The organism is Streptococcus sp. 27098_8_134 (assembly GCF_041431675.1).
In the GTDB taxonomy this organism is placed as follows: Bacteria; Bacillota; Bacilli; order Lactobacillales; family Streptococcaceae; genus Streptococcus; species Streptococcus sanguinis_R.
In genome coordinates this window covers 1-13,630 of record NZ_JAPVYD010000002.1, presented here as the reverse complement: position 1 = coordinate 13,630, position 13,630 = coordinate 1, and the positions used below count along the sequence as shown (strand labels likewise).

The window sequence follows — 13,630 nt, the reverse complement described above, 5'->3', positions numbered from 1 at the left end:
TATCCTCTCCTTTTCTTCAACTGTTCGAAATTTTCGAACGGTTCAACTAGCAACTTCTAACCTCCCACTTACTCCTCAGCAAGCCATATATCAAACTGTCACAGCGATTGCCTTGGGCATCTTTGCGGTCTCGAATGCGAGCTTCGAGGGTAAAGCCTAATTTTTCCGCGACTCGTTGACTTTGGACATTGTAGCCAAAGCAGGTCAGCTCAATCTTGTGAAGACCCAAATCTTTAAAAGCTAGGTCAATCAAGGCACGCGCTGCTTCTGGAACATAGCCTCGCCCCCAGTAGTCTGGGTGCAAGATATAGCCAATCTCAAGCACATCGTCTTCGTGCCGATGGTTGAAATCAACGGAACCAATGACTTTATCCGTCCCTTTGACAACAATTCCATAGCCTGCGGGGAGATTTTGCTTTTGATTGCGCTCGGGCAAAATATGCTCTAGATAATAAATCTCATCTTCTAAGGTCTTGACGGGCGGAAAGCCTGCTGGATAGGAGACTTCTGGCCGACTGGCATAGTCAAAGATATCCTCAGCATTAGCCACGGTGCGGACTCGTAACACTAGCCGTTCCGTTTCCAGTCGTTCTGGTAATCGTACCTGCTCCATCTTTCTCCCTCGCTTTCTATAAAAAATCGTCCCTGTCATCTACATGACAGGGACGAATGTGTTTATCCGCGGTACCACCCAATTTCGGGCAGATGCCCGCAACTTTAGTCTTTAAAATAAAAAGACAATAATATTTCATTTTCATTCATCAGCAACCAGTTTTGACACACTTGTGGACTTCTCAGCACCGCCACTTTCTGTAAAATGCTTGACTCAAAACACCTCTGATGAACCTATTCTATCACCTTTCCAGCGAAAAATCAATAATTTCTCTCACCCAAAAGTCTGTCTGGCAGGTCATGAAATCCCTTGCCCGCCTGATAGTTGGCGAATTTCCCTAAAAGGAACTGGTAGGCATCTAGACGACTTTCATAACGAATGGCCGCTTCCTTAGCCCGTTCGTCTTGGTCAGCCTCGTAGACCGCCTGACTCTCCTTTAGGGCCATCTCGTTAATCATGACTTGGGTCTTGACCCAAGCTTCAAAGTCTTGTAAAAATTCCTGTTCGTAGCTCATTTTTCTCACTTTCTAACTGCAAATACCTAGTCCAAATCTCGGTAAAAATCACTGTCAATGTCACGGAATGGCTGAATGTCCTGTACATACTCCAGCACCCCTTGAAATTCACCGGCCTCATCCCGCACCGCGGCATAGGTCACATGGACAAACTTGCCCCGCGATTCCGACTTGAACCACATCTCAAACTTGTCCCGCTCTCCCTCGCGCAGAGCCTTGAAAATCCGCCGTACCTTATCCAAAAACTTGGGCGGGTGACAGAGCTCGACATTGCGCCCTATCTGGGAAGGCGTCCGCTTGAAAATCATCTCGTCTGCCGGCACACTGTCATTATAATATTGGAAAATATCCTCCTTATTGACAAAGGTAATCTCCATGGGCAGATGGTCCAAAATCAGATTGGCCTCCGCCACCGACAGATAGCCATGACCAAAAGGCTGCTGGGAGTCCCGATTAAAGGCTTGCTCCTTCTTTTCCTTGGGCTTAAAGGAAATAGTGACCTGACCATCCGGCGTATCAATGACCTGCTCAAATCTGCCATCACTTGTCTGTTCTCTACTGGCTGGCGCTTCGCTTCCTTCATCAGCAGCATCCCCAGCTTCCTCGTCTGAGAATGAGTGCCGCGCAGGAATCCATTTCTCCGTTGGCTTGATGATAGCATAGCCATAAGCATCACTCTCCTCAGCAATCTTGAGCCAGTCATCCTGAGTAAAGGACTCCAAGAGAATCATCAGCAAAATAGACTCTTCCTTGAAAATCATAGCTTCAAACTCAGCCGCAAAAGTCTCAAACTTGTCCTTGACTTCTTCAATCGAAGTATCTGGTAGCTGCTCTGCAGCAATCTTAGCCTCTTGGAAGAGGTCTCGAATCTGGTCGTCTACCCCCCACATGACCTTGGGTGGCGAATCGTGGCCGTAGCTCTCCATGATGGGAAACATGAGCTCTTCCTTGCGCTGATAGTGGACATCAAACTGCCCCACCAAACCCAGCTGGCGCTGGAGTCCCTTGCGGATTTCAGGTAGAAGCTCCTCATCTTCTGTGCTTTCATAGGTAGATAGGAGCCTGCGAACCCGCATGAGGGCAGCCCGAAGCGCTAGATTTTCCTGCTTAAAGATCTGAACAGGATGGCCTGGATGATCGGTATCAGCCACCTCTACATTCTGAATGGCACCTTTAAAGAGGTTGGCATGGACATTGCAAAGGGACATGACGTCTTCAAAGGTCACTCCCGTATCCGAGTTCATTAGCTCATGTTCCATCAGGCTGATTTCAATAGCAGACACACCTGCAAAATGCTCGTTGAAAAGCTCCTGGACGGACTCTGCCGAAGCTCCGTTATGTAGATCCAGCAAGATAGACTTGAGGACTTCAATGCGTTCAGTAGCCATGCCTAAATCCCCACCACTTCATAGCCATTTAATTCCAGAGTTTGCTTGATTTTATTCAGGTCAATTCCATTCATACCAGCACCTTTTTTGATAGAAACCACGCGCCCGACTGTATTGCGCATAACGGGATTGGCCAGAGGCGTAAAGCCCAACTCGACCAGAACATCCAAAACTTCTGGCTGCTTCTCAATCACTTCTGCCACTGGGATAGACAAATCAATCACATTATCCATAGCTGCTCCTTCATCGTCATTTTTCTACAATTATACCATAAAAAAGCTATCTGCCTCAAAGCAAAAAAGATCTGGGGGGCACCTCTTACGTTAGTTCAAAAGAAATTGAATAGCACATTAAGATAGACATGATGACAGACTTCTGCCTTCCATTATTGCCTCAGGCAATGATAAGAAAATATAAAGCACATTGCTTCGTCTTTTTTCCCTTTTGTGATAAGCTAAGATTAGTGAATTGAGAGGGTTTTCGTATGTATCTTGCAGACTTAATGGAAAAGAGTGAAGCGGGGCAGTTTGTTGTCCTGTCTTATTTACAGCAGCATTCTACATCCAGTTTGAAGGACATCATGTCAGAAACAGGATTCTCGAAAGCAACCTTGACCAAGTACATTAGCCTAATTAACGACAAGGCCAGAGACCATCATGCAGCCTTATCCATCCAGCTTCAGGATGAAACGCTCAGTCTGTCCATCGGATCTGATACCAAGGGACGGGATATTCGCAGGCTATTTTTGGGCAATGCTGTCAAATACCAGATTTTAAACTACCTGCTCTATCATCAGCAGTTTTTAGCCCATCAATTAGCCCAAGAACTCATGATCAGTGAAGCAACCCTCGGCCGCCATATATCTGGGCTAAATCAGATTTTATCAGAGTTTGAGCTATCTATCCAAAATGGCCGCTTGAAAGGTTCTGAGCACCAAATCCGCTATTTTTATTTCTGCCTCTTTCGCAAGGTCTGGTCCAGCCAAGATTGGGAAAAGGAACTTCAAAAATCAGAAAGAAGGCAGGAAGTTGCCGTCTTAGAAGAACTCTGTGGAGCCCAGCTCTCTCAAGGACAGCGATTAGACTTGGCTCTTTGGGCACATATCACCCAACAGCGCCTAAGAGTCAATGCCTGTCAATTTCAAAACATTGAACAGAAAATGCAGGGCTATTTTGAAAACATCTTCTACCAACGCTTGCATCGCCGGACAAATGATTTCTTTGCCGGACAGCACATCACCCTGAGACAAGAAGATGGGGAAATGATGATTTTCTTTTCATTTCTGCTTTCCCATCGGATTTTACCCCTGCACACCATGGAATATATACTAGGCTTTGGAGGTGAAATTGCCAGTCTGATTACGCAACTGATTCAAGAGATGAAAGCTCAGGACTTGCTAGGTGACTATATCGAGGACCAGGTGACCTACGAACTCAGTCAACTCTGTGCTCGAGCCTTTCTTTTTAAAGGCTATCTCTTGCAAGACAAATACAAGCACAATCTGGAATTGCGCCATCCTTACTTATGGAGCGAATACGATTATCGACAAGTGGCAGACACTATTTTTAGTAAACTGCCTATTTTCCAGCAGGGAACATCTCTGGATAAAAAGGTGTTGTGGGAATGGCTCCAGCTGATGGAGTACATTGCTGAAAACGACGGTCAAGTCATCAAGATAGGCATGGATTTGACAGATAGTTTTATCGTTGTTTCCAGGATGACGGCCATTTTAAGACGCTATTTAGAGTACAATCGCTTTATAACGATTGAATCCTACGACCTGACCAGAAATTATGACCTCATCATCACCAACAATCCTATTCATCAGACCCAGCAAGTTCCCATCTATTATTTAAAAAATGACTTAGATTTGGAAGATTTGGCTCAAATCCGTCACATGATATTTCATTAAGAAACTTGGAGAAATCCAGGTTTCTTTGTGATTTTCGCACAATCTCCTCAGATTTTTTTAAAATTTAAAAAAAGTTGATAAAAAAGAAAGCGTTTTATTTTATATACTAGTTACTGTAGAGGAAACATCCTCAAGATTTTTACCAGGAGGACAGTTCATGTCACAAGAAAAATACATCATGGCCATCGACCAAGGAACTACTAGTTCCCGCGCCATCATCTTTAACAAAAAAGGAGAAAAAGTTAGCTCCAGTCAAAAAGAATTTACTCAGATTTTCCCTCAAGCTGGATGGGTTGAGCACAATGCCAATGAAATTTGGAACTCAGTACAGTCCGTTATCGCTGGTGCCTTCATCGAAAGTGGAGTCAAACCCAACCAAATCGAAGCCATTGGGATCACCAACCAGCGTGAGACAACTGTCGTCTGGGATAAGAATACTGGTCTTCCTATCTACAATGCTATCGTTTGGCAATCTCGCCAGACCGCTCCTCTGGCTGAACAGCTGAAAAGCCAAGGCTATGTGGAAAAATTCCATGAAAAGACTGGTTTGATTATTGACGCTTACTTCTCTGCTACCAAGGTTCGCTGGATTTTGGATCATGTAGAGGGTGCACAAGAAAGAGCTGAAAAGGGCGAATTGCTCTTTGGTACCATTGATACCTGGCTGGTTTGGAAATTGACTGACGGCGCGGCTCATGTGACCGACTACTCAAATGCAGCCCGTACTATGCTCTATAACATCAAGGAACTCAAATGGGATGATGAGATTTTGGAAATCCTCAACATTCCAAAGGCTATGCTTCCGGAAGTTCGATCTAACTCAGAAATCTATGGCAAGACTGCTCCATTCCATTTCTACGGAGGAGAAGTTCCGATTTCTGGTATGGCTGGTGACCAGCAGGCGGCTCTCTTTGGACAGTTAGCTTTTGAGCCTGGTATGGTTAAGAATACATACGGAACTGGTTCTTTCATCATCATGAATACTGGTGAAGAGATGCAGTTGTCTGAAAACAACCTCTTAACAACCATCGGCTACGGTATAAATGGCAAGGTTTACTACGCTTTAGAAGGTTCTATCTTCATTGCCGGAAGTGCTATTCAATGGCTGCGCGACGGTCTTCGCATGGTTGAAAACTCACCTGAGTCTGAAAAATATGCCCTTGATTCTCATAACAATGACGAAGTCTATGTCGTACCTGCCTTTACAGGTCTGGGCGCTCCCTACTGGGATCAAAATGCACGTGGATCTGTCTTTGGCTTGACTCGCGGAACCAGCAAAGAAGACTTTATCAAGGCTACTCTGCAATCCATCGCTTACCAAGTACGCGACATCATTGATACTATGCAGGTGGATGCCAAGACTGCTATTCAAGTCCTCAAAGTCGACGGCGGTGCCGCTATGAACAACTTCCTCATGCAGTTCCAGGCTGACATTTTGGGAATCGATATTGCCCGTGCTAAAAACTTAGAAACAACTGCTCTCGGTGCAGCCTTCTTGGCAGGACTGTCAGTAGGCTACTGGAAAGACTTAGACGAACTCCGCACTCTCAATGAAACTGGAGAACTCTTTGAGCCGTCTATGAATGAATCCCGCAAGGAACAACTCTACAAAGGATGGAAAAAAGCCGTTAAGGCAACTCAAGCCTTTGCAGAAATCGACGACTGATACTGATTTATTTTTGATAAAAAAGTCAGTAGAAGCAGGAAACGACTAAGTTAGAAAGTGTGTAATTATGGAATTTTCAAAGAAAACACGTGAATTATCGATAAAAAAAATGCAGGAACGCACCTTGGACCTCCTGATTATCGGTGGTGGGATTACCGGTGCTGGGGTAGCCTTGCAAGCGGCAGCTAGTGGACTGGAGACCGGTCTGATTGAAATGCAGGACTTTGCAGAAGGGACTTCTAGCCGTTCTACCAAATTGGTCCATGGTGGCCTTCGTTACCTCAAGCAATTCGACGTAGAGGTGGTCTCAGATACAGTTTCTGAGCGTGCTGTCGTTCAGCAAATTGCCCCTCATATTCCAAAACCAGATCCTATGCTGCTTCCTGTCTATGAAGAAGAGGGCGCTACCTTCAGCCTCTTCCGTCTCAAAGTAGCTATGGACCTCTACGACCTCTTGGCCGGTGTTAACAACACTCCTGCTGCCAACAAGGTCCTGAGCAAGGAAGAAGTCTTAGAACGGGAACCTGAACTCAAGAAGGAGGGCTTAGTCGGCGGCGGTGTCTATCTTGACTTCCGCAACAACGACGCACGTCTCGTGATTGAAAATATCAAACGCGCCAACCAAGACGGTGCCCTGATTGCCAACCATGTCAAGGCAGAAGGCTTCCTATTTGATGAATCTGGAAAGATTACAGGCGTTGTTGCGCGTGACCTCTTGACGGATGAAGTCTTTGAAATCAAGGCTCGCTTGGTCATCAACACAACTGGACCTTGGAGCGATAAGGTGCGCAATCTATCAAATGACGGTGAGCAATACTCACAAATGCGTCCAACCAAGGGAGTTCACTTGGTAGTTGACTCTAGCAAGATCAAGGTTTCTCAGCCAGTCTACTTTGACACAGGCTTGGGAGACGGCCGGATGGTCTTTGTTCTTCCACGTGAAAATAAAACCTACTTTGGTACGACTGATACTGACTACACTGGCGACCTAGAGCATCCAAAAGTAACACAAGAAGATGTGGATTACCTCTTGGGCATTGTCAATAATCGCTTCCCAGAAGCAAACATCACGATTGACGATATCGAAAGCAGCTGGGCGGGTCTTCGTCCTCTGATTGCAGGAAACAGCGCTTCTGACTACAATGGCGGAAACAACGGTACCATTAGCGACGAAAGCTTCAATGCACTGATTGCGACCGTTGAAAGCTATTTGGCTAAAGAAAAATCCCGTGAGGATGTCGAGGCGGCTGTTACGCAACTCGAAAGCAGCACTTCTGAAAAACACTTGGATCCATCTGCTGTGTCCCGCGGTTCCAGCTTGGAACGTGATAACAATGGCCTCTTGACCCTTGCTGGCGGTAAAATCACAGACTATCGTAAGATGGCTGAAGGCGCTATGGAGCGTGTGGTTGAAATCCTCAAAGCAGAATTTGACCGCAGCTTCAAGCTCATCAACTCGAAGACCTACCCTGTTTCAGGCGGAGAGCTCAATCCAGCAAATGTGGATTCCGAAATCGAAGCTTTTGCTCAACTTGGTGTCTCACGCGGTTTAGACAGCAAAGAAGCCTTCTATCTTGCAAACCTTTACGGTTCCAATGCTCCTAAAGTCTTTGCCCTCGCTCACAGCATCGAACAAGCACCAGGTCTCAGCCTAGCGGATACCTTGTCACTGCATTATGCAATGCGCAATGAGTTGGCTCTGAGCCCTGTTGACTTCTTGCTTCGTCGGACAAACCACATGCTCTTTATGCGGGATAGCTTAGATGCTATTGTAGAGCCTGTTCTGGATGAAATGGGACGATTCTACGACTGGACAGAAGAAGAAAAAGCAGCTTATCGCAATGATGTTCAAGCTGCCCTTGCAAATAACGATTTAGAAGAATTAAAAAAATAGAAAATACGAGAAAAGGCGGTAGACCAAGAACTGTCTGCCACCCCTTCTTTTAAATGGAGTAACATAAATGATGAAAGAAATATTTGGCGAATTTTTAGGAACACTGCTCTTGCTCCTTCTAGGAAATGGTGTAGTTGCAGGTGTGGTTCTTCCCAAAACCAAGAGTCACAATTCAGGTTGGATTGTGATTACCATGGGATGGGGGATTGCCGTTGCCATTGCTGCTTTTGTATCTGGCAACCTTGGCCCAGCCCATCTGAACCCTGCCCTAACTATCGGAGTAGCTCTGAAAGGTGATTTGCCTTGGGCATCTGTTCTTCCGTATATCCTCGCTCAGTTTGCAGGTGCTATGGTCGGACAATTCCTCGTCTTCCTGCAGTTCAAACCTCACTATTTAGCTGAAGAAAATCCGGCTAACGTCCTGGGTACATTTAGCACAGGCCCAGCTATCAAAGATACCTTCTCTAACCTGATTAGTGAAATCCTTGGAACTTTTGTTCTTGTACTGACTATCTTCGCTCTTGGACTTTATAAGCTGCAAGCAGGCATTGGCACTTTTGCAGTTGGAACACTAATTGTCGGAATTGGTCTCTCGCTTGGTGGAACAACAGGTTATGCCCTAAACCCAGCTCGTGACTTAGGTCCTCGCATCATGCACAGTCTTCTTCCGATTCCAAATAAAGGAAATGGCGATTGGAGCTATGCTTGGATTCCAGTTGTCGGACCAATTATTGGTGCCGTCCTTGCAGTCCTAGTCTTCGGTTTATTCTAATATAACTGATTGCCATTAGAGAACACTTGACGAGTGTTCTCTTTTTGTGACTAATTGATTAGGCGGAAACTGATCTCCCTATAAAACCATTGCGATTTTGACAAAAGAAAAGGCTTAGCTCTGTATTACAAGAAAACTAAGTCCTTTTTAGAATGATTTTGTCAGCTCTTGCGAGCTGCTTACGATTAACTCGAACGAGAGCTATCTCGCTTGGATAATTTCACCACTGCCTCGGTCCGAGCGGTATGCGAAAACATATCAACCGACTGGATATAGTGAACATCGTAGACCTGAGAGAGCTTGACTAAATCCCGAGCCAGAGTTGAGACATTGCAGGAAACGTAGACCATCTTCTCAGGTGCATAGCGGACAATTGTCTCCAGCAGCTTATCGTCCAGACCAGTTCGTGGCGGATCGACAATCAAGGCATCCGCCCGATAGCCCTCAGCATACCAGCGAGGAATAATTTCCTCTGCCGTTCCAGCCTCATAGAGTGTATTGCCAAAGCCCATGCGTTTCGCATTGCGTTTAGCGTCTTCAATGGCCTCAGGGATGATGTCCATGCCCCTCAGAGACTTGACTCTTTTAGCAAAGGCAAAGCCGATGGTCCCCACTCCGCAATAGGCATCAATCAAATGATCTTCTTTCGTCACATCCAGCGCCTTAACCGCCTCCCCGTAGAGCACCTCTGTCTGCTCAGGGTTGAGCTGATAGAAAGCTCGAGGCGACAAAGAGAACTCATAGTCCAGCACTCCTTCTTGGATAGCCTCCTCACCCCAGATAATCTCTGTCTTATCCCCATAAATCTCACTGGACTTGCTCGTATGATAATTGACCGCCACTGTTTCCAACTCAGGAAATTCAGCCACTAGATCTCGAACGACTGGAGAAAAGTCCAGTTTGCGGCCTGTCACAAAAATCATCTGCACCTGACCTGTCTTTCTGGCTCTGCGAATCATAACGGTACGCACTCCGGCAGTCTTCCTCTCATCATAGATTGGCAGCCTATACTTGCCTAAAAGCCTAGCCACCTTATTGATGATCTTTTGCGTTACCTTGTCCTGAACCAGACAATTTTTCAGCGAGACCAGATAGTGGGAATTCTGGGCATAGAGCCCTGCTTTGACCTCATCCTTAAATTTTCGAGTCTGAAACTGCAACTTGGCCCTATAATAGAGCGGCTCCTGCATACCGATGGTCGGACGAATCTCATAGTTCTCATAACCAGCTGGCGCAAATTTTTTCAAGGCCTGACGCAGCAAATCCTCCTTAAACTCCAACTGCTTGTCATAATGGAGGTGCATGATTTGACAGCCCCCACAGCTATCATAAATCTCACAAGGCGCTTCCACCCGAAATTTCGAGCGCTTGTTGATAGTCAAGAGCTTGGCCTCGATGAAATTACGCTGAACCTTAGTCACCTGACAGTAAACTTCCTCACCTTTCAAAGCCCCTGGCACAAAGACCAGTGTTTTCTTATAAAATCCAATCCCTTCACCATTAATCCCCATTTTCTTAATTTTCAAAGGAATTCTTTGCTTCACTTTTACATTCATGCTTCTATTATACCACGCTGCCTCGCATTAGTTGAGAATATGTTACAATAAAAGTATGAAAGCAGAAAAAATATCCCTTCCACTAGCCCATTTCCCTGAGCAAATACGAACTTATCTAGAGGGGGCCAACTTTTACGACAGCTCCTCACATTCTGCAGCCAGTGTTTTCTATGCTGATACGGGCTATTATTTGAAAATCGACCAAAAAGGACAGTTAGCCCAAGAAGCCACACTTGCCAAATGGTTTGAAAAGCAAGGACTCGGTGTACCTGTCATCCACTACCTAGCAGCAGATAAAGACTACCTGCTGACTAAAGAGGCCAAGGGTAAGGACGCCCTAGCCTTTCTCCAACAGCAAGAAGAACTTTGCCAAACGATGGCTGCCGCACTCAAAAAACTTCACAGCATCCAACCCCAGCATTTCCCAATCCAGCATCGCCTTCAACACTACAAAGAGCAAGCAGAGGAAAATTATCGGAAAGGTTGCTTTTATCAAAAAGCCTTGCTGCCTCAATTTCACATCTCAAGTCGAGAAGAAGCATACCAGCTTATCCAAGAGCAGGGAGGTCTACTGACGGCGGACGCCTTGATCCACGGAGATGCCTGCTTGCCCAATTTCATTCTGAAAGACGCAGCAACCTTCTCCTGCTTTATTGATGTTGGCCTCGCTGGCCTTAGCGATCGCCACATTGATCTTTACTGGGCGATCTGGTCTCTTACTTATAATTTATCTGACCCTCAATATGCAGAGCTCTTTCTTGACTACTATGGCAGGAAGAATGTTGATACAGACAAACTGCGCTTGATTGCTGCCTTTGAAGCATTTGGCTAAAAGACAGGATTCTACCAAAATCTCTTATGAAAATCACAAAAATCGAAAAGAAAAAAAGACTCTACCTCTTGGAGTTGGACGACAGTGAAAAGCTCTATATTACAGAAGACACCATCGTCCGCTTCATGCTGTCCAAAGGAATGGAAATCACAGAGCAGGAACTATCAGAAATTCAAGACTATGCCCAATTTTCTTACGGAAAAAACCTAGCCCTCTATCATCTCTCCTTCAAGCAAAGAACTACTAAGGAAGTTAAAGACTACTTAACGCAGCACGACATCCAACCAGAAACCATCAGCCAGGTCCTAGACAATCTAAAAAAGGATAATTGGATTAATGATAGAAAATATGCTCATTCTTTTATCCAATCCAACCTTCTCACTGGTGACAAAGGCGCTTTTGTTCTCAAGCAAAAACTCAGTCAAAAAGGGATTTCTAGCACTATCATAGAGGAAGAATTGAGCCGGTTTGATTTCACTGAACTAACAGACAAGATTGCCGAAAAGCTGCTCAAAAAATACCAAGGAAAACTGCCCAGCAAGGCCTTACAAGATAAAATACTTCAATCCTTGATAAACAAAGGTTTTTCATACAGCCAAGCCAAAACCGCCTATCAGCATTTGGAAATCGAAGAAGACCAAGAAAACCAGCAAGAGCTTCTCTATAAAGAGCTAGACAAGCAATACCGCAAGTACTCAAAAAAGTACAACGGCTATGACTTAAAACAGCGTCTGACCCAAGCTCTAGCTCGCAAAGGCTATGATTTCTCCGACATCGCTAGCGCTCTGAGAGAATATCTTTAAGATTTTCTATGAAAACTTATGCATTTCTATGAAAATATGTTACAATAAAGAAGATAAACTTATAAATTGTAGAAAGTTGGTAAGTTATGAAACTTCCAAAAGAAGGCGACTTTATTACAATTCAAAGTTATAAGCATGATGGGAATCTTCACCGCACCTGGCGAGATACCATGGTACTAAAGACAACAGAAAACGCCATTATTGGCGTTAATGACCACACACTGGTAACAGAAAGTGATGGCCGACGTTGGGTAACACGTGAACCTGCCATTGTCTATTTTCATAAAAAATATTGGTTTAATATCATTGCCATGATTCGAGACAATGGAACTTCATACTACTGCAACCTAGCCAGTCCTTACTATCTGGATAATGAAGCTCTAAAATACATTGACTATGATTTAGACGTCAAAGTCTTTGCTGATGGTGAAAAACGCCTGTTGGATGTAGAAGAATATGAACGTCACAAAAAACAGATGCACTATTCTGATGATTTGGATTTCATTCTCAAAGAAAATGTCAAAATCCTAGTTGATTGGATTAACAACGGAAGAGGTCCATTTTCAGATGCTTATGTCAATATTTGGTACAAACGTTATGTTGAACTAAAGAATCGATAAAGTTGTCAAAGAGCGAAAGCTCTTTTTCTTTTATCTAATTCGCCCTCACCAGAGGTCAAATTCTTGCAATCTCAAGCATTTTCGGGTATCATATAAGAAAATCCAGACCGTAAGAAAGGAGTCTCCCATGGCATTTACAAATACTCTCGGCCGATATGCCAGCTTTGGCATCATGACGAGCCTCCCTGAAGAAATTATAGACTCATTCTGGTACGTTATTGATAACAATCTCAAAGGAGTCTTCGAACTTCGCCCAGTCCTCAAGTTTGAAATCATCAATAGCCAAGGAAGAGTATCTCTACGATTCTCACAAAAAAACTTCAACACTATTATTTCATTTGATTTAAACTACCAATTTGACCCTTTCTTTCCCAGAAAAGTCTACATCGTTGATAACAAGGGTAAAGAAACCATTATGCTATCTGACGAATACTCTTTGATGTAGTAAATCAAACTCAGCACATATAAAAACCTCTGAAAGCAACAAACACTGCTATCAGAGGTTTTTATCTTTAATATTACTCATCTCAAATGAAAAGTACATTTGAGCAGCTTGATACAGACTAAACTCCCAGAACACTAGACTTTAAAATCAAACTAAATCTAGTTGAATAATCAAATCCCATGCTTTCAAATAGGATTATACAAAAGGATCAGACCAGAAGTTCTAAAAGATTCTATCCTTATTAAATCCAAATATAACTAAGAAAGCTTAATAACAACATACGTTAGCGAAGTAATGGATACCGAACAAAATAGTTTTCTTAAAAACAAAAAAGATAGATCAGTATATCCATCTTCAATGTTATTTAGTCGGGAAGACAGGATTCGAACCTGCGACACCTTGGTCCCAAACCAAGTACTCTACCAAGCTGAGCTACTTCCCGGTGTTTAAACAATCTAAAAACGGAGCCCTAAGACTTCGCTTCCAAATGCACCCTAGAGGAGTCGAACCTCTAACCGCCTGATTCGTAGTCAGGTACTCTATCCAGTTGAGCTAAGGGTGCTCACTATTCATATTAAATCCATTATAGCAAAACTTCAGAAAAAATCAAACTA

The 13,630-nt window shown here is 44.2% G+C and carries 13 protein-coding genes and 2 tRNA genes; 8 read left to right on the top strand and 7 right to left on the bottom strand.

Annotated elements, in window-relative coordinates; genetic code table 11:
• Nucleotides 1-46: 46 nt before the first annotated feature.
• The 4 genes from O3620_RS04560 to O3620_RS04545 all read right to left on the bottom strand — a co-directional run bounded on the left by O3620_RS04560 (nucleotide 47) and on the right by O3620_RS04545 (nucleotide 2,749).
• Nucleotides 47-613, bottom strand: coding sequence for a GNAT family N-acetyltransferase (locus O3620_RS04560; RefSeq protein WP_080558631.1), 567 nt, complete (start codon nucleotides 611-613; stop codon nucleotides 47-49).
• A gap of 260 nt (nucleotides 614-873) precedes the next feature.
• Nucleotides 874-1,128, bottom strand: a complete 255-nt coding sequence (locus O3620_RS04555) for a DUF1912 family protein (protein ID WP_002918408.1) — start codon at nucleotides 1,126-1,128, stop codon at nucleotides 874-876.
• 26 nt (nucleotides 1,129-1,154) lie between these two features.
• Nucleotides 1,155-2,516 carry a DUF438 domain-containing protein gene (locus O3620_RS04550; protein ID WP_002918406.1) on the bottom strand — a complete coding sequence of 454 codons (1,362 nt, stop codon included), beginning with the start codon at nucleotides 2,514-2,516 and terminating at the stop codon, nucleotides 1,155-1,157.
• A 2-nt stretch (nucleotides 2,517-2,518) separates the two neighbouring features.
• Entirely contained in the window at nucleotides 2,519-2,749 is a 231-nt protein-coding gene (locus O3620_RS04545; protein ID WP_002894544.1) for a DUF1858 domain-containing protein, read from the bottom strand.
• Nucleotides 2,750-3,000: 251 nt separating this feature from the next.
• On the opposite strand from O3620_RS04545, the gene O3620_RS04540 reads away from it, so the two are divergent.
• From O3620_RS04540 to O3620_RS04525, 4 genes are all read left to right on the top strand, one after another.
• Nucleotides 3,001-4,428 carry a helix-turn-helix domain-containing protein gene (locus O3620_RS04540; RefSeq protein WP_371601481.1) on the top strand — a complete coding sequence of 476 codons (1,428 nt, stop codon included), beginning with the start codon at nucleotides 3,001-3,003 and terminating at the stop codon, nucleotides 4,426-4,428.
• Nucleotides 4,429-4,585: 157 nt separating this feature from the next.
• Nucleotides 4,586-6,094 (top strand): glycerol kinase GlpK, encoded by a 1,509-nt coding sequence (gene glpK / locus O3620_RS04535; protein WP_004190493.1) that lies wholly within the window; start codon nucleotides 4,586-4,588, stop codon nucleotides 6,092-6,094.
• Between the two features lie 67 nt (nucleotides 6,095-6,161).
• Nucleotides 6,162-7,988: a type 1 glycerol-3-phosphate oxidase gene (gene glpO, locus O3620_RS04530; protein WP_002918401.1), complete on the top strand. Its 1,827-nt coding sequence runs from the start codon at nucleotides 6,162-6,164 to the stop codon at nucleotides 7,986-7,988.
• A gap of 67 nt (nucleotides 7,989-8,055) precedes the next feature.
• The gene (locus O3620_RS04525; protein ID WP_048772879.1) at nucleotides 8,056-8,760 is read left to right on the top strand and encodes an MIP/aquaporin family protein; all 705 of its coding nucleotides are present in this window, start codon (nucleotides 8,056-8,058) and stop codon (nucleotides 8,758-8,760) included.
• A 185-nt stretch (nucleotides 8,761-8,945) separates the two neighbouring features.
• Here the strand turns inward: O3620_RS04525 and rlmD are convergent, their stop codons facing one another.
• The gene (rlmD, locus tag O3620_RS04520) at nucleotides 8,946-10,316 is read right to left on the bottom strand and encodes a 23S rRNA (uracil(1939)-C(5))-methyltransferase RlmD (RefSeq protein ID WP_002918398.1); all 1,371 of its coding nucleotides are present in this window, start codon (nucleotides 10,314-10,316) and stop codon (nucleotides 8,946-8,948) included.
• A gap of 55 nt (nucleotides 10,317-10,371) precedes the next feature.
• Between rlmD and O3620_RS04515 the strand changes: the two genes are divergently transcribed.
• The 4 genes from O3620_RS04515 (at nucleotide 10,372) to O3620_RS04500 (ending at nucleotide 13,016) form a co-directional block, all read left to right on the top strand.
• The gene (locus tag O3620_RS04515) at nucleotides 10,372-11,148 is read left to right on the top strand and encodes an aminoglycoside 3'-phosphotransferase (RefSeq protein WP_002918396.1); all 777 of its coding nucleotides are present in this window, start codon (nucleotides 10,372-10,374) and stop codon (nucleotides 11,146-11,148) included.
• Between the two features lie 26 nt (nucleotides 11,149-11,174).
• Nucleotides 11,175-11,951: a recombination regulator RecX gene (gene recX / locus O3620_RS04510; protein ID WP_002918394.1), complete on the top strand. Its 777-nt coding sequence runs from the start codon at nucleotides 11,175-11,177 to the stop codon at nucleotides 11,949-11,951.
• An 86-nt stretch (nucleotides 11,952-12,037) separates the two neighbouring features.
• On the top strand, nucleotides 12,038-12,571 hold the full coding sequence (locus O3620_RS04505; RefSeq protein ID WP_002896978.1) for a DUF402 domain-containing protein: 534 nt from the start codon (nucleotides 12,038-12,040) through the stop codon (nucleotides 12,569-12,571).
• 127 nt (nucleotides 12,572-12,698) lie between these two features.
• Nucleotides 12,699-13,016 carry a DUF960 domain-containing protein gene (locus O3620_RS04500; RefSeq protein WP_002905830.1) on the top strand — a complete coding sequence of 106 codons (318 nt, stop codon included), beginning with the start codon at nucleotides 12,699-12,701 and terminating at the stop codon, nucleotides 13,014-13,016.
• Nucleotides 13,017-13,384: 368 nt separating this feature from the next.
• On the opposite strand, the gene O3620_RS04495 is transcribed toward O3620_RS04500, so the two are convergent.
• A tRNA-Pro gene (locus O3620_RS04495) sits at nucleotides 13,385-13,458 on the bottom strand.
• A gap of 46 nt (nucleotides 13,459-13,504) precedes the next feature.
• Nucleotides 13,505-13,578: transfer RNA gene (locus O3620_RS04490), tRNA-Arg, on the bottom strand.
• Nucleotides 13,579-13,630 lie beyond the last annotated feature (52 nt).

What these genes read in the sequence shown, in the direction of transcription:
- O3620_RS04555 (WP_002918408.1), bottom strand. Translation starts at nt 1,128, where the DNA reads ATGAGCTACGAACAGGAATTTTTACAAGACTTTGAAGCTTGGGTCAAG.
- O3620_RS04525 (WP_048772879.1), top strand. Translation starts at nt 8,056, where the DNA reads ATGATGAAAGAAATATTTGGCGAATTTTTAGGAACACTGCTCTTGCTC.
- O3620_RS04545 (WP_002894544.1), bottom strand. Translation starts at nt 2,749, where the DNA reads ATGGATAATGTGATTGATTTGTCTATCCCAGTGGCAGAAGTGATTGAG.
- O3620_RS04500 (WP_002905830.1), top strand. Translation starts at nt 12,699, where the DNA reads ATGGCATTTACAAATACTCTCGGCCGATATGCCAGCTTTGGCATCATG.
- O3620_RS04515 (WP_002918396.1), top strand. Translation starts at nt 10,372, where the DNA reads ATGAAAGCAGAAAAAATATCCCTTCCACTAGCCCATTTCCCTGAGCAA.
- glpO (WP_002918401.1), top strand. Translation starts at nt 6,162, where the DNA reads ATGGAATTTTCAAAGAAAACACGTGAATTATCGATAAAAAAAATGCAG.
- O3620_RS04505 (WP_002896978.1), top strand. Translation starts at nt 12,038, where the DNA reads ATGAAACTTCCAAAAGAAGGCGACTTTATTACAATTCAAAGTTATAAG.
- O3620_RS04560 (WP_080558631.1), bottom strand. Translation starts at nt 613, where the DNA reads ATGGAGCAGGTACGATTACCAGAACGACTGGAAACGGAACGGCTAGTG.
- recX (WP_002918394.1), top strand. Translation starts at nt 11,175, where the DNA reads ATGAAAATCACAAAAATCGAAAAGAAAAAAAGACTCTACCTCTTGGAG.
- O3620_RS04540 (WP_371601481.1), top strand. Translation starts at nt 3,001, where the DNA reads ATGTATCTTGCAGACTTAATGGAAAAGAGTGAAGCGGGGCAGTTTGTT.
- glpK (WP_004190493.1), top strand. Translation starts at nt 4,586, where the DNA reads ATGTCACAAGAAAAATACATCATGGCCATCGACCAAGGAACTACTAGT.
- O3620_RS04550 (WP_002918406.1), bottom strand. Translation starts at nt 2,516, where the DNA reads ATGGCTACTGAACGCATTGAAGTCCTCAAGTCTATCTTGCTGGATCTA.
- rlmD (WP_002918398.1), bottom strand. Translation starts at nt 10,316, where the DNA reads ATGAATGTAAAAGTGAAGCAAAGAATTCCTTTGAAAATTAAGAAAATG.